This window comes from Pseudomonas sp. NPDC087614, from assembly GCF_044743485.1.
Lineage (GTDB): Bacteria > Pseudomonadota > Gammaproteobacteria > Pseudomonadales > Pseudomonadaceae > Aquipseudomonas > Aquipseudomonas baetica_A.
Map to the genome: position 1 here is coordinate 1 of NZ_JBIUWN010000084.1, position 21,587 is coordinate 21,587.

The window sequence follows — 21,587 nt, forward strand, 5'->3', positions numbered from 1 at the left end:
TAACAGCAGTGATACGAGTAGCCGAGGAGCGGCGGAAGGCATCAGCCATCACGACCAGTTCCATCAGGTTATCGTTTGTCGGAGCGCAGGTCGGCTGAATAATGAAAACGTCTTTACCGCGAACGTTTTCATTGATCTCGGCAGTAATTTCGCCGTCGGAGAACTTACCGACAGAGATGTCACCGAGAGGGATATGCAGCTGACGTACAACACGCCGAGCCAGATCGGGGTTAGCATTCCCCGTAAAGACCATCATCTTGGACACGCGCAGTACCTAGAGGCTGAGGGTAACCTGGATGAGTATAGAAAATGGCAGGGGCGGCTGGATTCGAACCAACGCATGGCAGGATCAAAACCTGCTGCCTTACCGCTTGGCGACGCCCCTGTATCTGTTGCTTCAAGTGCCGAGCACTTGGTTCCTTTAGAGCAGACTTTGCAGCTTGCGATGCAACATCGAAACGTTGCTTCCTTTTGCTACAAACCCTGTAAGGGTCTCTGTCAGAAGGGCCGAGACTTTATCAGCTTCAGCTTTGCTTGGGAAGCCCCCAAACACACAACTTCCAGTTCCGGTGAGCTTTGCTTCGGTAAATTTACCTAACAAATCCAATGCGTTACGTACTTCTGGATAACGCCTTGCAACCACCGGCAAGCAGTCATTTCGACTGTTTCCCTCGGGAACGGGGCGCACTTTAATGGGCGGCGTGTTACGTGTCAACAAAGGATCGGAAAAAATTTCTGCCGTACTTACAGAGACTTGCGGCACGAGCACCAGATACCACGGTTCTTCGGGATCGACCGGGGTGAGTTTCTCGCCGACACCCTCGGCGAAAGCCGCATGGCCGCGAACGAAAACCGGCACGTCAGCACCCAGCGACAGCCCCAGTGCGGCCAGGCGATCTTCGTCCCAACCCAGTTGCCACAAATGATTCAGGCCGAGCAAAGTCGTTGCCGCGTTCGAGCTACCGCCACCTATGCCGCCGCCCATCGGCAGCACTTTATCGATCCAGATATCGATACCGAGTGAGGAACCGGATTGTTGCTGGAGCATTTTCGCCGCGCGTACGATCAGGTTGCTGTCATGCGGCACGCCTGCGAATTCGGTGTGCAGTTGAATCACGCCGTCATCGCGCACGGCAAAAGTGATTTCGTCGCCGTAATCGACAAACTGAAACAGCGTCTGCAATTCGTGATAACCGTCTTCACGGCGACCGAGAATGTGCAGCATCAGATTGAGCTTGGCCGGAGAGGGCAGGGTCAGGCGTGCAGCGGTCATGGGTTATTGCCCCAACTTGCGCGGTTGCCAGGTCTTGATCACCAGCGTCACATCAAGGTCGGTGCCGTGCAGCTTGATGCGTTCCGGCAACCAGTAACCGTTCTGCTCGGTGTAAGCGATGTATTCGACTTTCCAGCCATCCTGTTCCAGGTTGGCCAGACGACTGTCGGCGTCCAGGTTCAGGCGACTTTTGCTGTTCGGAGCGGGCAGGCCACGCACCCACCAGGCCAGATTCGACACTGGCAGCTTCCAGCCGAGTTGCTCCTCAAGCAGCGCTTCCGGCGACTCGGAGTCATAGCGGCCCTGATTGGCGACTTCCAGCGAGACCTTGCCCGGACGCCCGGTCAGTCGAGCGGCGCCACGACCCAGCGGGCCGGACAGGCGAATGTCGTAATAGTCCTGACGCTGCAGCCAGAACAACGTGCCGCTACCGGAATCCTTTGGTGCGCGGATGCCGATCTTGCCGTCGATCTGCCAGCCGTCGAGGCCTGTCAGCTGTTGTTTGTTCACGGCCCATTGAGCCGGACTGCCGTGGCCCTCGACTGATTCGCGGGTACCAAAACCCGAGCAGCCGGCGAGCAGGGCGATGAAGCTGAAAACAATAACGTGGCGCAAAAACATGAGTTAAAGAGTCTCGGATCCGGTCAGGCGCTTGATGGTGCTGCGCAGAATGGTGCTGTCGGGCTGATCCTTGAGGAATTTGCCCCAGATTTGTTTGGCTTCACGCTGGTTGCCCTTGACCCACAGCACTTCACCGAGGTGAGCGGCGACTTCGTGATCAGGGAAACGCTCCAGCGCCTGACGCAGATATTTCTCGGCGTCGTCCAGATTGCCCAAGCGGAAGTTCACCCAGCCGAGGCTGTCGAGTACTGCCGGGTCTTGCGGGTTGATCTGATGCGCCTGCTCGATCAGCGTCCTGGCTTCAGCGTAGCGCGTGGTTCGGTCAGACAGGGTGTAGCCCAAAGCGTTCAGCGCCATGGCGTTGTCCGGATCGCGTTTGATGATCAGGCGCAGGTCTTTTTCCATCTGTGCCAGGTCATCGCGTTTTTCCGCGAGCATTGCCCGGGTGTAAAGCAGGTTCAGGTCGTCCGGGTATTGCTGCAAGGCTTGCTGCAAGACTTTCCAGGCCTTGTCGTCCTGTTTGTTGGCCGACAGGGTTTCTGATTCGATCAGGTACAACTGGATGGCGTAATCGGGTTGCGCGTCGCGTTCGGCCGCCAGTTTGTTTTGCGCTTCGGCGGTTTTGCCGTTGTTCATCAGGATGTCGGCCTGACGCAACTGCGCGGGCAAATAGTCGTTGCCCGGTCCTACCTGGGCGTACTCGATCAGTGCACCTTGCGGGTCGTTGCGCTCTTCAGCGATGCGCCCCAGGTTCAGGTGCGCCGAATCGACGTGGCTGTCGCGAGCGATCAGGTCTTCGAGATAGCCCTTGGCCTCGTCCCAGGCCTTGGCTTCCAGGCACACCAGCGCTAACGAATAACGCAGTTCGTCGTCTTCAGGATATTGCTGAACGAGACTGAAAAACTCGGCTTTGGCGTCGTCCACTCGGTCCTGCTCGACCAGCATGCGTGCGTAAGTCAGGCGCAGGCGTTTGTCGTCCGGGTACTTCTTGATGCTTTTTTGCAGCACCGGCAGCGCTTCGTCGCCACGGTTCAAGAGCTGCAGCAGGCGCGCGCGCAGCAGGATCGGGGCAATTTCGCCGTCTTCCGGCGGGTGGTCTTCGAGCAGGGTCAGCGCAGCTTTATTGTCGCCGTCCTGCTGCAAGAGCAGGGCCTTGCCGAAAATCAGTTGACCGTTGTTCGGGTGACGCTGCAACAAACGGTCAAAACTTTTCATCAGGCCGTCGCGGGTTTCCTGGTCGGTATCAGCCGCCGACAGCGCGAGGAAATCGAAATGGGTGTCGCCCTTGCCCAGCAGGACTTTCTCCATATAGACCATGGAGTCGTCATAGCGCCCGGCGCGTGCCAGTTGTACGGCGGCGGCGCGTTGCGCTTCGAGATCGTCCGGGGCGTTTCTTGCCCAGATCAGTGCCGTGTCGAGAGCCGGTTGGTCGGCGCCCAGATACTCGGCGATGCGAAAAGCACGCTCGGAGACGCCCGGGTCCTGGGTATTGATGGCCTGGGTCACGTAGTTATCCAGCGCAATGTCGAAACGATTGCGCTGGCCGGCGAGTTCGGCGCTCAACAGGCTGAAAATGGTTTCCTCGCTGAACGAGCTGTAAACCTTGGGCTTTTCAGGCGCGGGCGTGGTGTCTTCGACCGGTGGTGTACCGTCCGGCGAAACGGGTGCCAAGGCCTGGCAGCCGCTGAGGAAGACAAAAGCAAGGAGCAACGCGGAAGATCTATTCATATAGGAAGAGGACGACTAACCTGCGGTCGGATCATCATGACACAAGCCTTGGGCCAAACATAACCGAGTCTCAATTGTGCCCATTATAGGGGCCGACAATTGGGACAATAGTCAGCGGTAGTTGTTCTGAATCTTTCGAAGGTGGACAATTGCCGGCTTCACGTCACCATCAGCGACCTTGAATGGCCTTCCTTGCACTCGGTATTAACCACAAGACTGCTTCAGTAGACGTCCGCGAGCGCGTGGCCTTTACCCCTGAGCAACTGGTTGAGGCCCTGCAGCAGCTCTGCCGACTGACCGACAGCCGCGAAGCTGCGATCCTCTCCACCTGCAATCGCAGTGAGCTTTATATAGAACAGGATCAGCTTTGTGCGGATATCGTGCTGCGCTGGCTGGCCGACTATCACCATTTAAGCCTCGATGAGCTGCGCGCGAGTGCTTATGTGCATGAAGATGATGCGGCAGTTCGTCACATGATGCGTGTCGCCTCCGGGCTCGACTCGTTGGTGCTGGGCGAACCACAGATTCTCGGCCAGATGAAGTCGGCCTACGCCGTGGCCCGCGAGGCCGGGACTATCGGGCCGCTGCTGGGGCGACTCTTCCAGGCCACGTTCAATGCCGCCAAACAGGTGCGCACCGACACCGCAATCGGTGAAAACCCGGTGTCCGTGGCATTTGCGGCCGTCAGCCTGGCCAAACAGATTTTCAGTGATTTGCAACGCAGCCAGGCCTTGCTGATCGGCGCTGGCGAGACCATCACCCTGGTCGCCCGCCATTTGCACGAGCTGGGGGTCAAGCGCATCGTCGTTGCCAACCGCACCCTGGAGCGCGCGAGTCTGCTGGCCGAACAGTTCGGCGCCCACGCGGTGTTGCTGTCGGATATTCCGGCGGAGTTGGTGCGCAGCGATATCGTCATCAGTTCGACCGCCAGTCAGTTGCCGATCCTCGGCAAAGGCGCGGTCGAGAGTGCACTGAAGCTGCGCAAGCACAAACCGATCTTCATGGTCGACATTGCCGTTCCCCGGGATATCGAGCCGGAAGTCGGCGAGTTGGACGACGTTTACCTCTATAGCGTCGACGACCTCCACGAAGTGGTCGCCGAAAACCTCAAAAGTCGCCAGGGCGCAGCCCAGGCGGCGGAAGAAATGGTCTCGGTCGGCGCTGACGATTTCATGGTGCGCCTGCGCGAACTGGCGGCGGTCGACGTGCTCAAGGCCTATCGTCAACAGAGCGAACGCCTGCGCGACGAGGAACTGCAAAAAGCCCTGCGTCTGCTGGCCAACGGCGGTAACGCTGAAGACGTGCTCGGGCAACTGGCCCGTGGCCTGACCAATAAACTGTTGCATGCCCCGAGCGTGCAACTGAAAAAGCTTTCTGCCGAAGGCCGCCTCGATGCGCTGGCCATGGCCCAGGAACTCTTTGCCCTCGAGGGCTCACCGGATAGCTTTTCGGATAAAAAACCGCAATGAAAGCGTCACTGCTCAATAAGCTGGACATCCTCCAGGACCGTTTCGAGGAACTGACCGCGCTGCTCGGCGACGGCGAAGTCATTTCCGATCAAGCCAAATTTCGTGCCTATTCCAAGGAATACGCCGAACTTGAGCCGGTGGTACAAGGCTATAAAAAGCTGCTCAGTGTACAAAGCGATCTTGAAGGCGCGCAGGCGCTGCTCAAGGACAGCGACCCGGACATGCGTGAAATGGCCGTGGAAGAAGTCCACGAAGCCAAGGAATTGCTGATCACCCTGGAATCCGATCTGCAGCGCATGCTGCTGCCCAAGGATCCCAACGACGGCCGCAACGTCTTCCTCGAAATTCGCGCCGGCACCGGCGGCGACGAGGCGGCGATTTTTTCCGGCGACCTGTTCCGCATGTACTCGCGTTACGCCGAACGCCGCGGCTGGCGTGTGGAGATCCTTTCGGAAAACGAAGGCGAACACGGTGGCTATAAAGAAGTCATCGCCCGCATCGAAGGCGACAACGTTTACGGCAAGCTGAAATTCGAGTCCGGCGCGCACCGCGTACAGCGTGTGCCGGCCACCGAATCCCAGGGCCGTATCCACACCTCGGCCTGCACCGTGGCGGTGTTGCCCGAGCCAGACGAGCGCGAAGCCATCGAGATCAACCCGGCGGATTTGCGCGTCGACACTTACCGCTCCTCCGGGGCCGGCGGTCAGCACGTCAACACCACCGACTCGGCGATCCGCATCACGCACATACCGACCGGCACTGTCGTCGAGTGTCAGGAAGAACGTTCCCAGCACAAGAACCGTGCGCGGGCGATGGCGTGGCTCGCAGCCAAACTCAATGATCAGCAAACCGCCGCAGCGGCCAATGCGATTGCCAGCGAGCGAAAACTGCTCGTCGGTTCCGGTGATCGTTCCGAGCGGATTCGCACCTACAACTTTGCTCAGGGCCGGGTCACCGACCATCGCGTCAACCTGACCCTGTACTCCCTGGATGACATTCTCGCCGGTGGCGTTGAGGCCGTGATCGAGCCTTTGCTGGCCGAATACCAGGCCGACCAACTCGCGGCAATAGGTGAATAAATGACCATCATTGCCAGCCTGTTGCGTGCCGCCGAACTGCCGGATTCGCCCACCGCGCGTCTGGACGCCGAATTGCTCCTCGCGGCGGCGCTGGGCAAGTCGCGCAGTTTTCTGCACACCTGGCCCGAGCGCATCGTGCCCAGTGACGCGGCGCTGACCTTTGCCGAGTATCTGCAACGTCGTCGCGGCGGTGAGCCAGTGGCCTACATTCTGGGTCAGCAGGGGTTCTGGAAGCTCGATCTGGAGGTCGCTCCGCACACACTGATCCCGCGTCCTGACACAGAATTGCTGGTGGAAGCCGCGCTGGAGTTGTTGCCCGCGACCGCGGCCAACGTTCTCGACCTCGGTACGGGGAGTGGCGCGATTGCCTTGGCCCTGGCCAGTGAGCGTGCCGCGTGGCAAGTCACTGCCGTGGACCGTGTTCTGGAAGCCGTGGCCCTGGCGGAGCGCAATCGCCAGCGTCTGCACCTGAACAATGCCACGGTGCTGAGCAGCCATTGGTTCAGCGCTCTGCAAGGTCAGCGTTTTGATCTGATCATCAGCAATCCGCCCTACATCGCGTCCGCCGACCCGCATCTGGTCGAAGGTGATGTGCGCTTCGAACCGGCCAGTGCGCTGGTGGCCGGTGAGGACGGGCTCGACGACTTGCGTCTGATCGTCGCCCAAGCGCCGGATCACCTGCAGGCCGGCGGCTGGCTGATGCTCGAACACGGCTATGATCAAGCCGAGGCTGTTCGCGATCTGTTGAGCACTCGCGGTTTCGAAGACGTCCACAGCCGCACCGATCTGGGCGGTCATCAACGCATCAGCCTGGGGCGCCTGCCGTGCTGAATGATCAGGAATTGCTGCGCTACAGCCGACAGATTCTGCTGCAACACATCGACATCGATGGCCAGTTGAAGCTCAAGGACAGTCGCGTACTGATCGTCGGCCTCGGCGGTCTCGGTGCGCCGGTTGCCTTGTATCTGGCGGCAGCAGGTGTGGGCGAATTGCATTTGGCGGATTTCGACACGGTCGATCTGACCAACCTGCAGCGCCAGATCATCCACGACACCGACAGCGTCGGCATGAGCAAGGTCGACTCGGCGCTCAAGCGTTTGAGTGCGATCAACCCCGAGATTCTACTGGTGCCTCATCGTCAGGCACTGGACGAGGACTCTCTTGCCGCTGCCGTTTCGGCGGTGGACCTGGTCCTCGACTGTTCCGATAATTTTTCCACGCGCGAAGCGGTCAACGCCGCGTGTGTGGCCGCTGGCAAACCCTTGGTCAGCGGCGCAGCGATTCGTCTTGAAGGGCAGTTGTCGGTGTTCGATCCGCGTCGCGCCGAAAGTCCTTGCTACCACTGTCTGTACGGCCACGGTAGCGAAGCCGAACTGACGTGTAGCGAGGCTGGCGTAGTGGGGCCGCTGGTGGGGTTGGTCGGCAGCCTTCAGGCACTCGAAGCGTTGAAGGTGCTGGTCGGGTTCGGCGAACCGCTGGTGGGGCGCTTGCTGTTGATCGACGCCTTGGGCTCGCGCTTTCGCGAGTTGCGGGTCAAGCGTGATCCGGGTTGCAGCGTCTGTGGTTCGCGCCATGCGTGAAGCGCCGATCGGCGTGTTTGATTCCGGTGTCGGCGGCTTGTCGGTATTGGCCGAAATCCAGCGATTGTTGCCCCGAGAGTCGCTGCTGTACTTTGCCGATTGCGGGCACATTCCTTACGGCGAGAAAACCCCTGCGTTCATCCGCCAGCGCTGCAGCGTGATGGCCGGGTTTTTCCGCGAGCAGGGCGCCAAGGCGTTGGTGGTCGCCTGCAATACCGCGACGGTGGCCGCTGTGGCCGATCTGCGCCGGGATTTTCCCGACTGGCCGATTGTCGGCATGGAGCCAGCGGTCAAGCCTGCCGCTGCTGCCACCCGCAGCGGTGTGGTCGGCGTACTCGCCACCACCGGCACCTTGCAGAGTGCCAAGTTTGCAGCGCTGCTGGATCGCTTCGCCACCGATGTGCGGGTGATCACCCAGCCGTGCCCGGGGCTGGTCGAGTTGATCGAGAGCGGCGATCTGCACAGCGCCGCGTTGCGCCAGTTGCTGCAAAGCTACGTCGATCCGTTGCTGGCCAATGGTTGCGACACCATTATTCTCGGCTGCACGCACTATCCCTTTCTTAAAACGATGCTCAAGTCGATGCTCCCCGAAAACATCAGCCTGATCGACACGGGTGCAGCCGTGGCTCGGCAACTTCAGCGTCTTCTGGCCGAACGCGATTTGCTCGCCGAAGGGCCGAACCGGTCGGTCAGATTCTGGACCAGTGCCGACCCGCAGTACTTCAAAAACATCCTGCCGCTGCTGGGGCAAACCGCAAGTGACGTGCATCACTTCGGATTGTAAAAAAAGTGTGAAATAACTAAAAAATCGGCTGAACTTCTGATCAACCGTCGCCTTCTATAGCGTGAGTTATCTAGAAAACCAAACGATCGTTCCGGAAAAGGAAGTTTCAAAGTGAAGCGACTATTCTGTTTGGCCGCGATTGCGGCCGCACTGATGGGGCACAGTTTTACCGCACAAGCAGCAGGTGTTGAGTTCGGGGTCGGGGCAACCAGCGACTCAACCATGACGTATCGCCTGGGGATGAATTTCGATTGGGACAAGAGCTGGCTGCAGAGTGACGTCGGTCGCCTGACCGGCTACTGGAGCGGTGCCTACACCTATTGGGAAGGCGACAAGACCTCCAGCAACAACAGCCTGTCGTTCTCGCCGGTGTTCGTTTACGAGTTTGCCGGGCAATCGGTCAAACCGTATGTCGAGGCCGGGATTGGCGTGGCGGTGTTCTCCAATACCCGGTACGAATCGAACAATCTGGGCGGCGCCTTCCAGTTCGAAGATCGCCTGGGTTTTGGTCTGCGTTTCAACGGTGGGCATGAAGTCGGGATTCGTGCGATGCACTATTCCAACGCCGGTCTTGCCAGTGACAACGACGGTGTAGAAAGCTACGCGCTGCATTACACGATGCCACTGTAAGCACAGATTTAACTGTTTGCAGAAAACCTTGTGGGAGCGGGCTTGCTCGCGAATATGGTGTATCAGTCGACATGTGAGTTGATTGACCCACCGCTTTCGCGATCAAGCCCGCTCCCACATTTGGTTTTGGGGTGTTTTCGGGATCAGCGGTATACCGTGGCGATACCCTGGCGCTCTTCGATGCACTCGGGTGAGCCCATCTCGAACTCGCGACAAATCAGCGGACGCTTCTCATAGATCGTGCACATCATCGTGTCGCGATCCAGTGCCGCACACCAGCCGTCGTCCAGACGCAGCATCACTTCGCCGCCCCACTCATCGGTATCGATAAAGCGATCAGGCACGCCGGTGTCGGTGATCAGCATCACTTCGAGCTGGCAGCAGCACGCTGCGCAAGTCGAACAGGTGACCGCCGGTTCGGTGATTTGCTGGTGGGGAATGTTTTTCATGGCCGGCAGTGTAAGGCAGAGCTCGTCGAGTGTGTGAAAGCTCTGACGGACGCTCAGTGGTTCAGGCGTCGCGCCATGGTGTGCAACAACGGAAACAGCAGTGCCCAAAGCAGGCCGATGCCGATCAGGGTCGGTAATTCGCCGTAGGGAAATTGCACCCCGGCCAGTCGTCCGCCGCCGTAGTACGACAATGCGCCGCCGACGGCGCCCAGTGCGCTGGCCAGCCACCATGGCCGGGCAGTCCACGCAAGGCAGTGACGTAGGGTCGTGGCGAGCAAGGCCCAGAGCAGCATCAGCCACAGCGGAATCAATGGTGACTGATCCTGGAACTCAAACACGCCTAGGCCACGCAAAACGCTGTCCACCGCCGTACCGACCAGCACCACACTGAGTACCAAGCGGCCCTCAGCCGCCCAACTGCTGATCCAGCACAGATGAATCACCAGCACCGCCAGCGCCAGCAGCAGCCACAAACTGTTGCCGCCGAGCACACAGACCAGCCAGCCGATCTGGAACAACACGGCATTGGCGATCCGCTCAAGCATCGAAACGGCCAAGCAGTGGCGCGGGCATGGCAGCGGGTTTGGCCAGCAGCAATTGCGCGGTGCCGATGGTGCGCTCCAGGAATCCGCCCTCGCAGTAGCACAGATAGAATTCCCACAACCGCAGGAAGTAATCGTCGTAGCCCAATTCGCTCAAGCGGCCGTGTGCACGGCGAAAGTTTTCGTGCCACAGACGCAGGGTGCGTGCGTAGTGCAGGCCGAAATCTTCCATGTGCAGCAAGTTCATGTCGGTTTCGCGACTGACCACTTCAAGCATCTTCTGCACAGAGGGCAGGGCGCCGCCGGGGAAGATGTAGCGCTGGATGAAGTCGACGCCGCGCCTGGCTTGCTCGTAGCGCTGTTCGCGGATGGTGATGGCTTGAATCAGCATCAGACCATTGCGCTTGAGCAGGTGTGCACATTGCTTGAAGTAGGTCGGCAGGAAGCGATGACCGACGGCTTCGATCATCTCGATCGACACCAGTTTGTCGTACTCGCCGGTGAGGTCGCGGTAGTCCTTGAGCAGCAGCGTGACCTGATCCTGCAAGCCCAGTTGTTCGATGCGCTGTGCGGTAAACGCGTACTGCTCTTTGGACAGGGTTGTGGTGGTCACGCGGCAGCCATAATTTTGTGCCGCGTAGAGCGCCATGCTGCCCCAACCGGTGCCGATTTCCAGCAGGTGATCGCTGGGCGTGAGCGCGAGTTTCTGGCAGATCCGCTCGAGCTTGTTCAGTTGCGCCTGTTCCAGACTGTCTTCGGGGGTGAGGAACTGTGCCGCCGAATACATCATGGTCGGGTCGAGAAACTGCTCGAACAGATCGTTGCCCAGGTCATAGTGCGCGGCGATGTTTTTCTGCGAGCCCTTGCGGGTGTTGCGGTTGAGCCAGTGCAGGCCTTGCACCAGCGGGCGGCCGAGACGGGCCAGACCGCCCTCCATCGCGTCGAGCACCTCAAGGTTGCTGACGAACACCCGCACCACGGCGGTCAGGTCTGGCGAATGCCAGTAACCATGGATGAACGCCTCGCCGGCACCGATCGAGCCATTGCCGGCCACCATGCCCCAGACTGCCGGGTCCTGAATGTGGATTTCCCCGAGCAAGGCACTGCCCGGCGCGCCGAACATCAAGCGTTCGCCATCCTCGATCACCAGCAGTTGCCCGTGTTTGAGTTGAGCCAGTTGGCGTAATACACCACGGCGCAACAGCGATCCGGTCAAACCATGGGTGCTGAGCCGACTGAGCGACGGGCTAGAGGATTTCATGGCGTTGCTCCTTGGGAGGCACAGTGGCGGTTTGAAAGCTGCCGTCGGCAGCCTGATGAGCAAAGATGGGCGCGCGTTTGAACAGCAGTCGCAACGCTTGCCAGTAAATCGCCAACGCGGTTTTTGCAGTCATCCACGGGAAGCGCCGCAGGTAGCGATGCAGGCTTTGCCGGTTGAGGGTTTCGCGTTGCAGATTGAGCGTGGCGTCGAACAGCTTGTGTTCGCCCTGCCAGTCGGCCATGTGCACGCCAAGGGTTTTGGCGGCGGGGCTGAAGCTCATGCGGTATTCAAGATCGCGCGGCAGAAACGGTGAGACATGGAACGCCTTGGCCACCGCGAAATGCTGGTGAAAATCCTGCAGATTGGCCGGCGTGCGCGCAGGCAGCACGTAGTGATAACGCTCGCGCCATGGGGTGTTGGTCACTTCGCAGACAATCGCGGCCAGTTGCCCGTCGGCTTCGTGGCAGTAAAAGAAACTCACGGGGTTGAACGACAAGCCCCAACTGCGCGCCTGGGTCAGCAGGCAGATCGAGCCTTGCGGTTCATGGCCGATGGCGGCAGCGACCTGCTGGCGCACGGCATCGATCAGGCGAATGCCGCGCCCGGTGAAGGTCTTCAGATAGTCGGTTTCGCGAAAGGAGAATGGCGCGAAGCGGCTACGCCCCGCCAGTGGCGACAGCGCCAGCACAGCGTCCTGTTCGCTCAGATCGAGATAGAGCAAGCCGATCTTGTAACGGAACGCGTGCTTGCGCGGCGAAAAGCGCCGATGACCGATCCAGCCGCTGTACAGGGCGCTGTTCATAAGGTTTCCCCGAACGAAGCAGCCACGCGCAATGCGCTGACCACACCGTCTTCATGGAAACCGTTGGCCCAGTAGGCGCCGCAATAATGTGTGTGTTGTGCGCCGTCCAGTTCTGCCCAGCGATTCTGCGCCGCCACTGCCGCGAGGCTGAATTGCGGGTGGGCGTAGGTGTATTTGGCGAGCACTTTGAATGGGCTGATGCCCGCGCTCTGGTTGAGGCTGACGCAAAACGTGGTGTCGCTCTGGATGCCTTGCAGGATGTTCATGTCATAAGTGACCGCCGCCTGAGTGTGGCCGGATCCGCCAAGCCGATAGTTCCAGCTCGCCCACGCCAGTTTGCGAGCGGGCAGCAGACGCGTGTCGGTGTGCAACACCACTTCATTGTCGGCGTAGGGCAGGGCGCCGAGGATTGCGCGTTCGGCATCGCTGGGGCTGGCGAGCAGTTGCAAGGCCTGATCGCTGTGACAGGCAAACACCACTTGGTCGAAATGTTCGCTCCCTGCCGGGCTGTGGATAACCACGCCATGTTCGTTGCGATCAACACGGGTCACCGGGCAGTTGAGGCGGATGTTCTCTTTGAACGAAGCGGTCAGTGGCGCGACATAGGCGCTGGAGCCGCCCTCGATGACCCGCCATTGCGGACGATTACTGACCGATAGCAGCCCATGGTTCTTGAAGAAACGGACAAAAAACTGCAGCGGAAAATTGAGCATCTGCGCCATCGGCATCGACCAGATCGCGGCCCCCATCGGCACGATGTAATGCAGGATGAAACGCTCGCCGTAGCCGCCAGCCTTGAGGTAGTCGTCCAGCGTGGTGTCGGCAGCGATCCGCTGTTCTGCGAGGTCGCGTTGCGCTTCTTTGTTGAAGCGCAGAATGTCGCGCAGCATGCCCCAGAATCCCGGCGACAGCAGATTGCGGCGCTGGGCGAACAGGCTGTTGAGGTTGTTGCCGTTGTATTCCAGCCCCGTGTCCGGATCGGTCACGGAGAAGCTCATTTCGGTCGCTTTGAAGCTCACGCCGAGCTCGCCCAGCAAGCGAATGAAGTGGGGGTACGTCCAGTCGTTGAATACGATGAAGCCGGTGTCCACCGCGTAGGAGCGACCGTCGACGGTCACCTCTACGGTGTGCGTGTGGCCACCGACCCAGTCGCTGGCTTCGAACACCGTGATGTCGTGTCGGCGATTGAGCAGGTAGGCGCAGGTAAGCCCGGAGATCCCGCTGCCGATGATGGCAATTTTCACGTTGGTTCCTGCAGCGGTGGATTGCGTCGCACCATGCGTTTGCCAATGGCGAGTTGCGCTCGGGCGGGCAATTTCGACAACGGCCACAGGGCGGCCATGAACAGCGCGGGAAAGGCGATTTCCAGTGGCCGGTCCTTGAGTTTGGCGTAGATGTGTCGTGCGGCTTTATCCACAGGCCAACTCAGAGGCATCGGAAAATCATTCTTGGCGGTCAGCGGTGTCTCGACAAAACCGGGGCTGACCACCGTGACTTCAATGCCTTCATCCGCCAGGTCAATGCGCAACGATTCGAACAGGTAACGCAGCCCGGCCTTCGATGCACCATAGGCTTCGGCCCGAGGCAGCGGCAGATAGGTCACGGAGCTGGCGACCCCGACCAGATGCGGTGCCGTGCCTTTACGCAGCAAGGGCAGGGCGGCTTCGATGCAATAGCTGCTGGCGAGCAGATTGGTGCGCACCACATGCTCGACGATCGAAGCGTCGAACTGGCGGGCATCGACGTACTCGCACGTCCCGGCATTGAGAATCACGCTATCGAGCGATCCCCAGTCCTGAGTGATGTGCTCACCGATTTCGCGCACGGTCTGGCTGTTGGTCAAATCGCCCGGCACCACCAGCACTTGTCCCGGATAACGTTGCGACAAGGCCTTGAGCGGGGCGACCTGACGTGAACTGACCGCCAGGTGCGCACCGGATTTCAGAATTTCCTCAGCCAGTGCCGCGCCGATACCACTGCTGGCACCGGTCAACCAATAGCGCCGTGGAGGTGTACGACTCATCCCATTCTCCTTTTCAACCAAGCAATTACTCGGCCCAATACGGGCAAATGTTCGTACAGCAGCGCCCCGGCATCGAAATAATCCCGGTGGCGATAAACCTTGTCGCGCCAAAGCAAATGCGAGCAGCCGCTGACGCGTATTTCCCGGCCGCTGGCCAGCCGTGGGTGGCGATAACTCATAACCCAGCGCAGGTAGCCTTCACCGTCACTGATCTGGTCGAAACCGTAGAAGTCGAAGCGCAGTTCGCTGACGTTGGCGTACATCTGGGCAAAGTAGCTGCGCAGTTGCGTCAACCCCTGCACGTCGTGCAACGGGTCGGTGAAGTGAATGTCATCGCTGTACAGCTCGCCCAAGCGTTGCAAGTTGTCTTTATCCAACTCGCAAAATTGCCGGGCGAAGCTGCGCAGCAATTCACTCATGATCGCCTCCGGCCGCTTGGCGGGCAGGCAGGTTCTTGAAGGCGGCCAACGCGCGCTCCCGTGACGCGCTGAGATTAACGATTGGCGCGGGATAGTCGGCGACACCGAACAGCCCACCGGCGCTGGCCGGGTTGTGCACTTGTTTTTTATTGAGCCCGGCCAGTTCAGGCAGCCAGTGCTTGATGAACAGCCCTTCGCTGTCGAATTTCTCCGACTGGCTCAGCGGATTGAAAATGCGGAAGTACGGCGCCGAATCGGTCCCGGTCGATGAGCTCCACTGCCAGCCACCGTTGTTGGCCGCCAGATCGCCGTCGATCAGGTGGCGCATGAAAAAGCGTTCGCCTTCACGCCAGTCGATCAGCAGGTTTTTGGTCAGGAACATTGCCACCACCATGCGCAGACGGTTGTGCATCCAGCCGGTTTCGAGCAATTGGCGCATGGCCGCATCGATGATCGGCAGCCCGGTGCGCGCTTCTTGCCACGCCGCCAGATCATCCGGTGCATGGCGCCAGGCCAAGGCCTCGGTTTCCGGGCGGAAGGCGCGGTGGCGCGATACCCGTGGATAGCCGACCAGGATGTGTTTGTAAAACTCACGCCACAGCAGTTCGTTGATCCAGGTGACCGCGCCCACCTTGCCGCTTTCGAATTCGCCCTGATTACTCTGCAGGGCCGCGTGCAGGCATTGGCGGGGCGATATCACCCCGGCGGCAAGATAAGCAGAAAGCTGACTGGTGCCCGGTTTGGCCGGGAAGTCTCTTTCGCTTTTGTAGTAGTCGATTTGCGCATCGGCGAAGGTGTCGAGGCGGCGTTGAGCTTCCTCTTCCCCTGCCGGCCACAGGGCGCGCAGGGACTCGCCGGGGGCGGCGAAACCGTCGACGCAGTCAGGCACCGGATCGCTCTCGAGCGCCAGTGCGGTTTGCTTGCCTGGGGTTTTCACCAGGGCCGGCATCGAGCGATGCAGGCGTTCATAGCAGACCTTGCGGAACTGGCTGAACACCTGAAAATAAGTGCCGGTTTTGGTCAGTACTGTGCCGGGCTTGAACAGCAGTTGATCAAGATAGCGGTGAAATTCGACGCCTTCGCCTTTCAGCGTGTCGGCCACCGCCGCATCGCGACGGCTCTCATGAACACCGTATTCTTCGTTGACGTGAACGGCGGCGATCTTCAGTTGCTGGCAGAGTTTGAGCAGCTGCGCTGGGGCCTGATCCCAGTGCGCAGCGGTGCGGATCAGCAAGGGAATGTTCAGCTCGCCCAGGCTTTTGCTCAGTTCGCGCAGATTGCGTAGCCAGAAATCGACCTTGCACGGCGCGTCGTCATGTTCTTGCCATTGCCGGGGGCTCAACAGGTACACGGCGACCGTCGGGCCGCGTGCTGCGGCGGCCGCAAGGGCGGTGTTGTCATGTTGGCGCAAGTCAGTGCGCAGCCAGATCAATTGCATGTCGGTCTTCACTGGGTTCATCAAATCAGCCCGCGCTGAATGAGCACCTGGTGCGCTGAAAGCGCATCTTCAGCCAGGTACAAATCAGCTATCTCGCAAGTTCTTACGGACAACTCGGCGTGGTGGATGCATACCGTTGGTCCGACAATTATTTTTGGGCCACTGACCCCCGCCAGAAGTTTCGGCAACTGTGCGAGTTGCATGGCTTTGCTGGAATACAGCAGTACGCCACGCGATTGCAGATGTTCGACCGCCAATGCCAGTTCCCCGGCTGGCAACGGCCAGTCAAAGACTTGCACCGGACAATCGTTGCTGCTGATCAGCCACGCGCATAGCCACAGATGAGGTTCCAGTGGCAGGTCGGAGTGATTGATCAGCAGCAGCGGCGCTGAATGCAACTGACGGTTGTTATGGTAGATGCGCGCGCCGAATTTGCTGCGTAACCATGAATAAAAGAACACGCGCTCCATCTGCGCACCGAACTGGCCCTGCCAGCGTTGCTCAAGATCGGCCAGCAGCGGCATCAGCAATTGCTCGCACAGGGTGCGCGGCGGATACAGCGCCATGGCTTGATTGACGCTGTCGTCGAGGTTGCGTTCATTGAGTTGCGTGACGGCCATCAACAGTGTCTGACGCAATCGTTGCCAGTCGTTTTCCACCGTTTCGCTGAACGCTTGCGGGGTCTCGAGCAACGGCTTGACCTGACTGACCGCAACGCCACGGTTGAGCCAGGTGAGGATGGTCAGGATCCGTTGCACATGCTCGGCCGAATACAGCCGATGCCCCTTGGGTGTGCGCTGCGGCACGATCAGCCCATAACGGCGTTCCCAAGCGCGCAGAGTGATCGCGTTGACGCCGGTTTGCCGCGCCACTTCGCGGATCGGCAGCCAGCCTTCGTCGAGGGCCTTTTTAAAGTCCGCGCCCAAGTCTTCCTGGGCGCTGCTATCGGTTTTTTCAGTCATTAGATGGCGTTTCGCAAGCTGAGATTTTCCGGATGCGGTTGCAGGTAAACCTGCTGCGCAATGTACGGGTCCGGATGGAGGCGAAAGTGATGCTTGAGCAGGGTCAACGGCACGACCAGCGGCACGATGCCGAGGCGGTACTGGCCGATGACATGTTGCATCTCTTGTTTGTCTTCGGCGCTGATCGCCTGTTTCAGATACCCGCTGATGTGTAACAGGACGTTGCTGTGCGTGCCACGGGTGGCGCATTTTTTAAGCGCCGCCATCAGTTCGCTGAAGTAGCGTGGGCCCAGTTGCGCAGGGTCGCTCTGCGCCATGTTGCCTAACAACTGCCCCAGTGCCTTGTATTGCAGAGGGTTGTGGGCCATCAGCTGATATTTGTAGCGCGAATGGAATTCCGTGAGGGCACGGCGGCTCAGGCCTTGGGCAAGCAACTGCTGCCAGTCGCGGTAGGCGAGCACGCGGGTAATGAAGTTCTCGCGCAGCACCGGATCGTTCAGGCGGCCGGCTTCTTCCACCGGCAAGTCCGGGTGCCGTGCACAGAAGGCTTGAGCATAGATGCCGCGTCCGCCGCCGTTCACCGGGGCGCCGTTGGCGTGATAGACCTTGACCCGTTCCAGTCCGCAGGACGGTGACTGCTGCATGAAGATGTAGCCGCAGATGTCATTCAGTTCGGCGGCCATCTTCTGGCCGTACTCGGCCAGTGGCTGGGTGACGTTGATTGCGGGGTTGACGGTGCCGATGGCTTCGGGATGCTCCGGGTCGCCGACCAGGCGAATCGGCTCGCGAGGAATGCCCAGGCCAATCGCGACTTCCGGGCACAGCGGGACGAACTCGAAATATTCCGAGAGCGTGCGGCTGCACAGTCGCGACTCCTTGTGACCACCGTTGTAGCGCACCTCGGCACCCAGCAGGCAGGCGCTGATGGCGATTTTGGGTTTAAGCGCAGAAGGTTCGGACATGAGCACCTCGAATCTATACCTGTACAGAGGTTTGCCTCTGTACAATTTTTCCTCAGCATAGATTGTGGGGTGTACAAGTCAAATGATTTGTATAGGTTTTTGCGGGGGGGGCTCACTTCCAGCCCAAATGCCATTCAGCCGGGTCTTTCAGGATTTGCCAATCGAGTCGCTCGGCGCGCTGGGTCAGCACGGCCTGCAACTCAATCTCAAGCACCGTGCCTTCATCATCGCAGAACAGTTCGGTCACCAGAAAATGCTTCTCGCGGTTTTTCGGCTGGGCTGCTGTCCATTTCGACAGCAGCAATTTGCGCGGATTGATGCGGTTCATTGCAGGTGCTCGTGCAAGCGTCGCGCGGCCTCCTGACCACTGAGCCATGCACCTTCGACACGTCCCGACAGGCACCAGTCGCCGCAGGCATACAAGCCCAGATCGGCATCGGCCAGCGTGCCCCATTCGTGGCCGGTCGCCGGGCGGGCATAGAGCCAGCGATGGGCGAGGCTGAAGGTCGGGGCGGGCATCGCGCCGTGCAGCAATTCGGCGAAAGCACCGTGCAGTTGCTCAATGACCGCCTCTTTGGACAGGTCGATGTGCTGCCGGCTCCACGCGCTTGTGGCATGCAACACCCAAGTGTCGAGGGTGTTGTCGCGCCCCGGCTTGCTGCGGTTGCGCGCCAGCCAATCGAGTGGGCTGTCCTGCACGAAGCAGCCTTCGATGGGGGTCTCCAGCGGCGTATCGAAGGCGAGGGCAACGGCCCAGGTGGGGTCCATTTTCACCCCGGCGGCGGCCCCGGCGAGTTTCGGCGCGGCGGCCAGCAATGCGGTGGCCTGCGGCGCGGGCGTGGCAATCACCACATGACTGAAAGGCCCGTGGGTGAAACCTTCGGCGTCTTGCAGATGCCAGTGTTCTTCGCCACGGAAGACCTCGGTGATCCGGCAAGCGAAATGCACTTCCATGCCATCGAGCAAGCCGCGTGTGATTGCGCTCATGCGTGGCGCGCCAACCCAACGGGTCTGCTCGTCCGGGGAGAGGTTGAGTTGCCCGCCCTGATAGGTGTAGAGCTGCGGCGTCCACTCGGCGACCCAGCCCTGGCTTTGCCAGCGCTGCACCTCGGTGACGAAGCGCCGGTCGCGGGCGGTGAAGTATTGCGCGCCCATGTCCAGCGAACCGGCGTCGCTGCGTTTGCTCGACATGCGTCCGCCGCTGCCGCGACTTTTATCGAACAACTGGACGGTGTACCCGGTCTCTGTCAGAGCCTGGGCCGCCGAGAGCCCGGCGATGCCGGTGCCGATGATTGCGATAGGTACAGTCATAGGGGCCTCGTTTACCTTTCTGTACAGAACAGACTACGCTGCTGATGAAACCTGTACAATTTTGTTTTTTGGTATAACTTCTAGCATTCTCGTTCGGACAGCTTGGCCTATGGTTAAACAATAGAGCCTGCCCGATAGAAAAGATCCCTGCTTCTAAAAATAGACTAGTGATCCGGGTAAAACGCCACGCGAGGAAGATGTCATGCATATATTGCTGACCGGCGGTACTGGTTTGATAGGGCGTCAGCTCTGCCGACATTGGTCTGGGCAGGGCCATCGTCTGACGGTGTGGAGTCGACGTCCGGAAACGGTCGCAAAAACCTGTGGTGCCCAAGTGCGTGGAGTTGCGCGCCTGGAGGACCTCGGCGAAGAAACTGTCGACGCCATCATCAATCTTGCTGGCGCACCGATTGCCGACCGACTCTGGACGCATCGACGCAAAGCGTTGCTGTGGAGCAGCCGTATCACGCTGACGGAAACGTTGTTGGCATGGCTCGAAACGCGGGCGCAGAAACCGTCGCTTCTGATCTCCGGGTCCGCCATCGGTTGGTATGGCGACGGTGGTGAACGTGAGCTGACGGAAGAGTCGCCGCCGGTCATCGACGATTTCGCCAGTCAGTTGTGCATCGCCTGGGAAGAAACGGCCCTGCGTGCCGAGTCTCAGGGCATTCGCGTGGTGCTGGTGCGAACCGGTCTGGTGCTGTCGGCTGAGGGCGGTTTTTTGTCGCGGCTGTTACTGCCGTTCAAGCTCGGGTTGGGCGGGCCGCTGGGCAATGGCCGGCAGTGGATGCCGTGGATTCATATCGACGATCAAATCGCCTTGATTGATTTTCTTCTGCTCCGCGATCAGGCGAGTGGTCCTTATAATGCGTGCGCGCCGAACCCTGTGCGCAATCGCGAATTTGCCAAGACGTTGGGCAGCGTACTGCACCGCCCGGCGTTCATGCCGATGCCGACGCTGGCGCTCAAAGTCGGCCTCGGCGAGATGTCTTTGTTGTTGCTGGGCGGCCAACGGGCCACGCCGGCACGCTTGCTGGAAGCGGGCTTCACTTTCCAGTTCACGGATTTACGCGCGGCCCTGGATGATCTCTCCAGCCGCCTCTGAAATAGGACGTTGCATGACCGATCACGCCTTGCTTCTGGTCAACCTGGGCTCCCCGGCCTCCACCTCGGTGGCCGATGTGCGCAGCTACCTCAATCAGTTTTTGATGGACCCGTACGTGATTGACCTGCCGTGGCCGGTAAGGCGTTTGCTGGTGTCGTTGATCCTGATCAAACGCCCCGAGCAATCGGCCCACGCCTATGCCTCGATCTGGTGGGAGGAGGGTTCGCCGTTGGTGGTGCTCAGTCGTCGTTTGCAGCAGCAGATGACCCAACAGTGGAACCGTGGCCCGGTTGATTTGGCGATGCGTTACGGCGAGCCGTCGATTGAAACCTGCCTGTTGCGATTGGTCGCGGCGGGGCACAAACGCATCACACTGGCGCCGCTTTATCCCCAGTTCGCCGACAGCACCACTACCACGGTGATCGAAGAGGCGAAGCGTGTCATTGGCAGCAAAAATCTCAATGTGCAGCTCTCGTTGCTGCAACCGTTCTACGATCAGCCGGAATACATTGAAGCGCTGGTCGAAAGCGCCAGGCCGCACTTGCAGCAGGACTACGATCACCTGCTGCTGAGCTTCCATGGCTTGCCCGAGCGGCACCTGACCAAACTCGATCCGACCGGCAATCATTGCTTCAAGAATGAAGATTGCTGCAAGAACGCATCGCCTGAGGTCTTGGCCACCTGTTATCGCGCGCAATGCCTGCGCACGGCGGCGTTGTTCGCTGAGCGCATGGGGCTGACGGATGGCAAATGGTCGGTGTCGTTTCAGTCGCGTCTGGGCCGAGCGAAGTGGATCGAGCCCTATACCGAGGCGCGGCTCGATGAGCTGGCGAAAAGCGGCGTGAAGAAGATTCTGGTGATGTGCCCGGCGTTTGTCGCTGACTGCATCGAGACACTGGAAGAGATTGGTGATCGCGGCAAGGAGCAGTTCTGCGAAGCCGGGGGAGAGGATCTGGTGCTGGTGCCGTGCCTCAATGACGACCCGCAATGGGCGAAGGCGCTGGCCACTCTGTGTGAACGAGCGCCGTTGGCGCTTTAAAAGCTTCGCGAGCAAGCTCGCTTGTATGGTAGGACTTGAAGGGAGGAGGAGGGACAAGGCTCGATTCTGACTGTTAGCGCAGTACAGACCGTGGGAGATTTCACCCTCCT

Annotated in this window: 24 protein-coding genes and 1 tRNA gene; 8 read left to right on the forward strand and 17 right to left on the reverse strand. The window is 59.9% G+C overall.

Translation table 11 applies throughout. The features are described from left to right. The 5 genes from ACIOWA_RS23530 to ACIOWA_RS23550 all read right to left on the reverse strand — a co-directional run. Positions 1–265, reverse strand: a 265-nt coding sequence (locus tag ACIOWA_RS23530) for a ribose-phosphate pyrophosphokinase-like domain-containing protein (RefSeq protein ID WP_401162198.1), incomplete at its 3' end; no start/stop codon positions are given. Between the two features lie 45 nt (positions 266–310). Beyond that, positions 311–385 (reverse strand) — tRNA-Gln (locus ACIOWA_RS23535). A gap of 36 nt (positions 386–421) precedes the next feature. Next, complete coding sequence (gene ispE, locus ACIOWA_RS23540; RefSeq protein WP_339495728.1) at positions 422–1,273, reverse strand: 4-(cytidine 5'-diphospho)-2-C-methyl-D-erythritol kinase; 852 nt, start codon at positions 1,271–1,273, stop codon at positions 422–424. Positions 1,274–1,276: 3 nt separating this feature from the next. Beyond that, entirely contained in the window at positions 1,277–1,894 is a 618-nt protein-coding gene (gene lolB / locus ACIOWA_RS23545) for a lipoprotein insertase outer membrane protein LolB (RefSeq protein WP_339465329.1), read from the reverse strand. A gap of 3 nt (positions 1,895–1,897) precedes the next feature. Then, the gene (locus tag ACIOWA_RS23550) at positions 1,898–3,622 is read right to left on the reverse strand and encodes a tetratricopeptide repeat protein (protein WP_339432206.1); all 1,725 of its coding nucleotides are present in this window, start codon (positions 3,620–3,622) and stop codon (positions 1,898–1,900) included. A 182-nt stretch (positions 3,623–3,804) separates the two neighbouring features. On the opposite strand from ACIOWA_RS23550, the gene hemA reads away from it, so the two are divergent. The 6 genes from hemA to ACIOWA_RS23580 all read left to right on the forward strand — a co-directional run bounded on the left by hemA (position 3,805) and on the right by ACIOWA_RS23580 (position 9,164). After that, positions 3,805–5,091 (forward strand): glutamyl-tRNA reductase, encoded by a 1,287-nt coding sequence (hemA, locus tag ACIOWA_RS23555; protein WP_339465327.1) that lies wholly within the window; start codon positions 3,805–3,807, stop codon positions 5,089–5,091. Next, complete coding sequence (gene prfA / locus ACIOWA_RS23560) at positions 5,088–6,170, forward strand: peptide chain release factor 1 (RefSeq protein ID WP_339432204.1); 1,083 nt, start codon at positions 5,088–5,090, stop codon at positions 6,168–6,170. Before hemA ends, prfA begins: the two co-directional genes overlap by 4 nt. Next, the gene (prmC, locus tag ACIOWA_RS23565; protein ID WP_401162202.1) at positions 6,171–7,001 is read left to right on the forward strand and encodes a peptide chain release factor N(5)-glutamine methyltransferase; all 831 of its coding nucleotides are present in this window, start codon (positions 6,171–6,173) and stop codon (positions 6,999–7,001) included. Next, the gene (locus ACIOWA_RS23570; RefSeq protein WP_339495730.1) at positions 6,995–7,750 is read left to right on the forward strand and encodes a molybdopterin-synthase adenylyltransferase MoeB; all 756 of its coding nucleotides are present in this window, start codon (positions 6,995–6,997) and stop codon (positions 7,748–7,750) included. Before prmC ends, ACIOWA_RS23570 begins: the two co-directional genes overlap by 7 nt. Continuing rightward, on the forward strand, positions 7,743–8,534 hold the full coding sequence (gene murI, locus ACIOWA_RS23575) for a glutamate racemase (protein WP_401162204.1): 792 nt from the start codon (positions 7,743–7,745) through the stop codon (positions 8,532–8,534). Before ACIOWA_RS23570 ends, murI begins: the two co-directional genes overlap by 8 nt. A 111-nt stretch (positions 8,535–8,645) precedes the next feature. Continuing rightward, on the forward strand, positions 8,646–9,164 hold the full coding sequence (locus tag ACIOWA_RS23580) for an acyloxyacyl hydrolase (RefSeq protein ID WP_339432200.1): 519 nt from the start codon (positions 8,646–8,648) through the stop codon (positions 9,162–9,164). Between the two features lie 143 nt (positions 9,165–9,307). On the opposite strand, the gene ACIOWA_RS23585 is transcribed toward ACIOWA_RS23580, so the two are convergent. The 12 genes from ACIOWA_RS23585 to ACIOWA_RS23640 all read right to left on the reverse strand — a co-directional run bounded on the left by ACIOWA_RS23585 (position 9,308) and on the right by ACIOWA_RS23640 (position 19,333). Next, the gene (locus ACIOWA_RS23585) at positions 9,308–9,613 is read right to left on the reverse strand and encodes a YkgJ family cysteine cluster protein (protein WP_221731562.1); all 306 of its coding nucleotides are present in this window, start codon (positions 9,611–9,613) and stop codon (positions 9,308–9,310) included. 53 nt (positions 9,614–9,666) lie between these two features. Next, on the reverse strand, positions 9,667–10,158 hold the full coding sequence (locus ACIOWA_RS23590; RefSeq protein ID WP_339432199.1) for a DUF2878 domain-containing protein: 492 nt from the start codon (positions 10,156–10,158) through the stop codon (positions 9,667–9,669). After that, positions 10,151–11,416, reverse strand: coding sequence for a cyclopropane-fatty-acyl-phospholipid synthase family protein (locus ACIOWA_RS23595; RefSeq protein ID WP_339432198.1), 1,266 nt, complete (start codon positions 11,414–11,416; stop codon positions 10,151–10,153). The genes ACIOWA_RS23590 and ACIOWA_RS23595 overlap by 8 nt, the downstream gene beginning before the upstream one ends. Beyond that, a complete protein-coding gene (locus ACIOWA_RS23600) occupies positions 11,403–12,218 on the reverse strand; it encodes a DUF1365 domain-containing protein (protein ID WP_221731559.1) in 816 nt (271 codons plus the stop codon). Before ACIOWA_RS23600 ends, ACIOWA_RS23595 begins: the two co-directional genes overlap by 14 nt. Further along, the gene (locus tag ACIOWA_RS23605; protein WP_339495732.1) at positions 12,215–13,462 is read right to left on the reverse strand and encodes an FAD-dependent oxidoreductase; all 1,248 of its coding nucleotides are present in this window, start codon (positions 13,460–13,462) and stop codon (positions 12,215–12,217) included. The genes ACIOWA_RS23600 and ACIOWA_RS23605 overlap by 4 nt, the downstream gene beginning before the upstream one ends. Next, complete coding sequence (locus tag ACIOWA_RS23610; protein WP_339465320.1) at positions 13,459–14,241, reverse strand: SDR family NAD(P)-dependent oxidoreductase; 783 nt, start codon at positions 14,239–14,241, stop codon at positions 13,459–13,461. Before ACIOWA_RS23610 ends, ACIOWA_RS23605 begins: the two co-directional genes overlap by 4 nt. Continuing rightward, positions 14,238–14,660, reverse strand: coding sequence for a nuclear transport factor 2 family protein (locus ACIOWA_RS23615; RefSeq protein WP_339465319.1), 423 nt, complete (start codon positions 14,658–14,660; stop codon positions 14,238–14,240). The genes ACIOWA_RS23610 and ACIOWA_RS23615 overlap by 4 nt, the downstream gene beginning before the upstream one ends. Beyond that, positions 14,653–16,098 (reverse strand): deoxyribodipyrimidine photo-lyase, encoded by a 1,446-nt coding sequence (gene phrB, locus ACIOWA_RS23620; RefSeq protein ID WP_401162212.1) that lies wholly within the window; start codon positions 16,096–16,098, stop codon positions 14,653–14,655. The genes ACIOWA_RS23615 and phrB overlap by 8 nt, the downstream gene beginning before the upstream one ends. Before the next feature lie 20 nt (positions 16,099–16,118). Beyond that, positions 16,119–17,060 (reverse strand): MerR family transcriptional regulator, encoded by a 942-nt coding sequence (locus ACIOWA_RS23625; protein WP_339432194.1) that lies wholly within the window; start codon positions 17,058–17,060, stop codon positions 16,119–16,121. Continuing rightward, positions 17,060–18,022, reverse strand: coding sequence for a DUF523 and DUF1722 domain-containing protein (locus ACIOWA_RS23630; protein ID WP_339432193.1), 963 nt, complete (start codon positions 18,020–18,022; stop codon positions 17,060–17,062). The genes ACIOWA_RS23625 and ACIOWA_RS23630 overlap by 1 nt, the downstream gene beginning before the upstream one ends. Positions 18,023–18,134: 112 nt before the next feature. After that, positions 18,135–18,350, reverse strand: coding sequence for a TIGR02450 family Trp-rich protein (locus ACIOWA_RS23635; protein WP_401162209.1), 216 nt, complete (start codon positions 18,348–18,350; stop codon positions 18,135–18,137). Then, entirely contained in the window at positions 18,347–19,333 is a 987-nt protein-coding gene (locus ACIOWA_RS23640; protein WP_339432191.1) for an FAD-dependent oxidoreductase, read from the reverse strand. The genes ACIOWA_RS23635 and ACIOWA_RS23640 overlap by 4 nt, the downstream gene beginning before the upstream one ends. Positions 19,334–19,535: 202 nt before the next feature. Here ACIOWA_RS23640 and ACIOWA_RS23645 point away from each other — a divergent pair, with 202 nt between their 5' ends. Then, the gene (locus ACIOWA_RS23645; RefSeq protein WP_339432190.1) at positions 19,536–20,438 is read left to right on the forward strand and encodes a TIGR01777 family oxidoreductase; all 903 of its coding nucleotides are present in this window, start codon (positions 19,536–19,538) and stop codon (positions 20,436–20,438) included. A 13-nt stretch (positions 20,439–20,451) separates the two neighbouring features. After that, a complete protein-coding gene (gene hemH / locus ACIOWA_RS23650; protein ID WP_339432189.1) occupies positions 20,452–21,477 on the forward strand; it encodes a ferrochelatase in 1,026 nt (341 codons plus the stop codon). Positions 21,478–21,587: the final 110 nt, after the last annotated feature.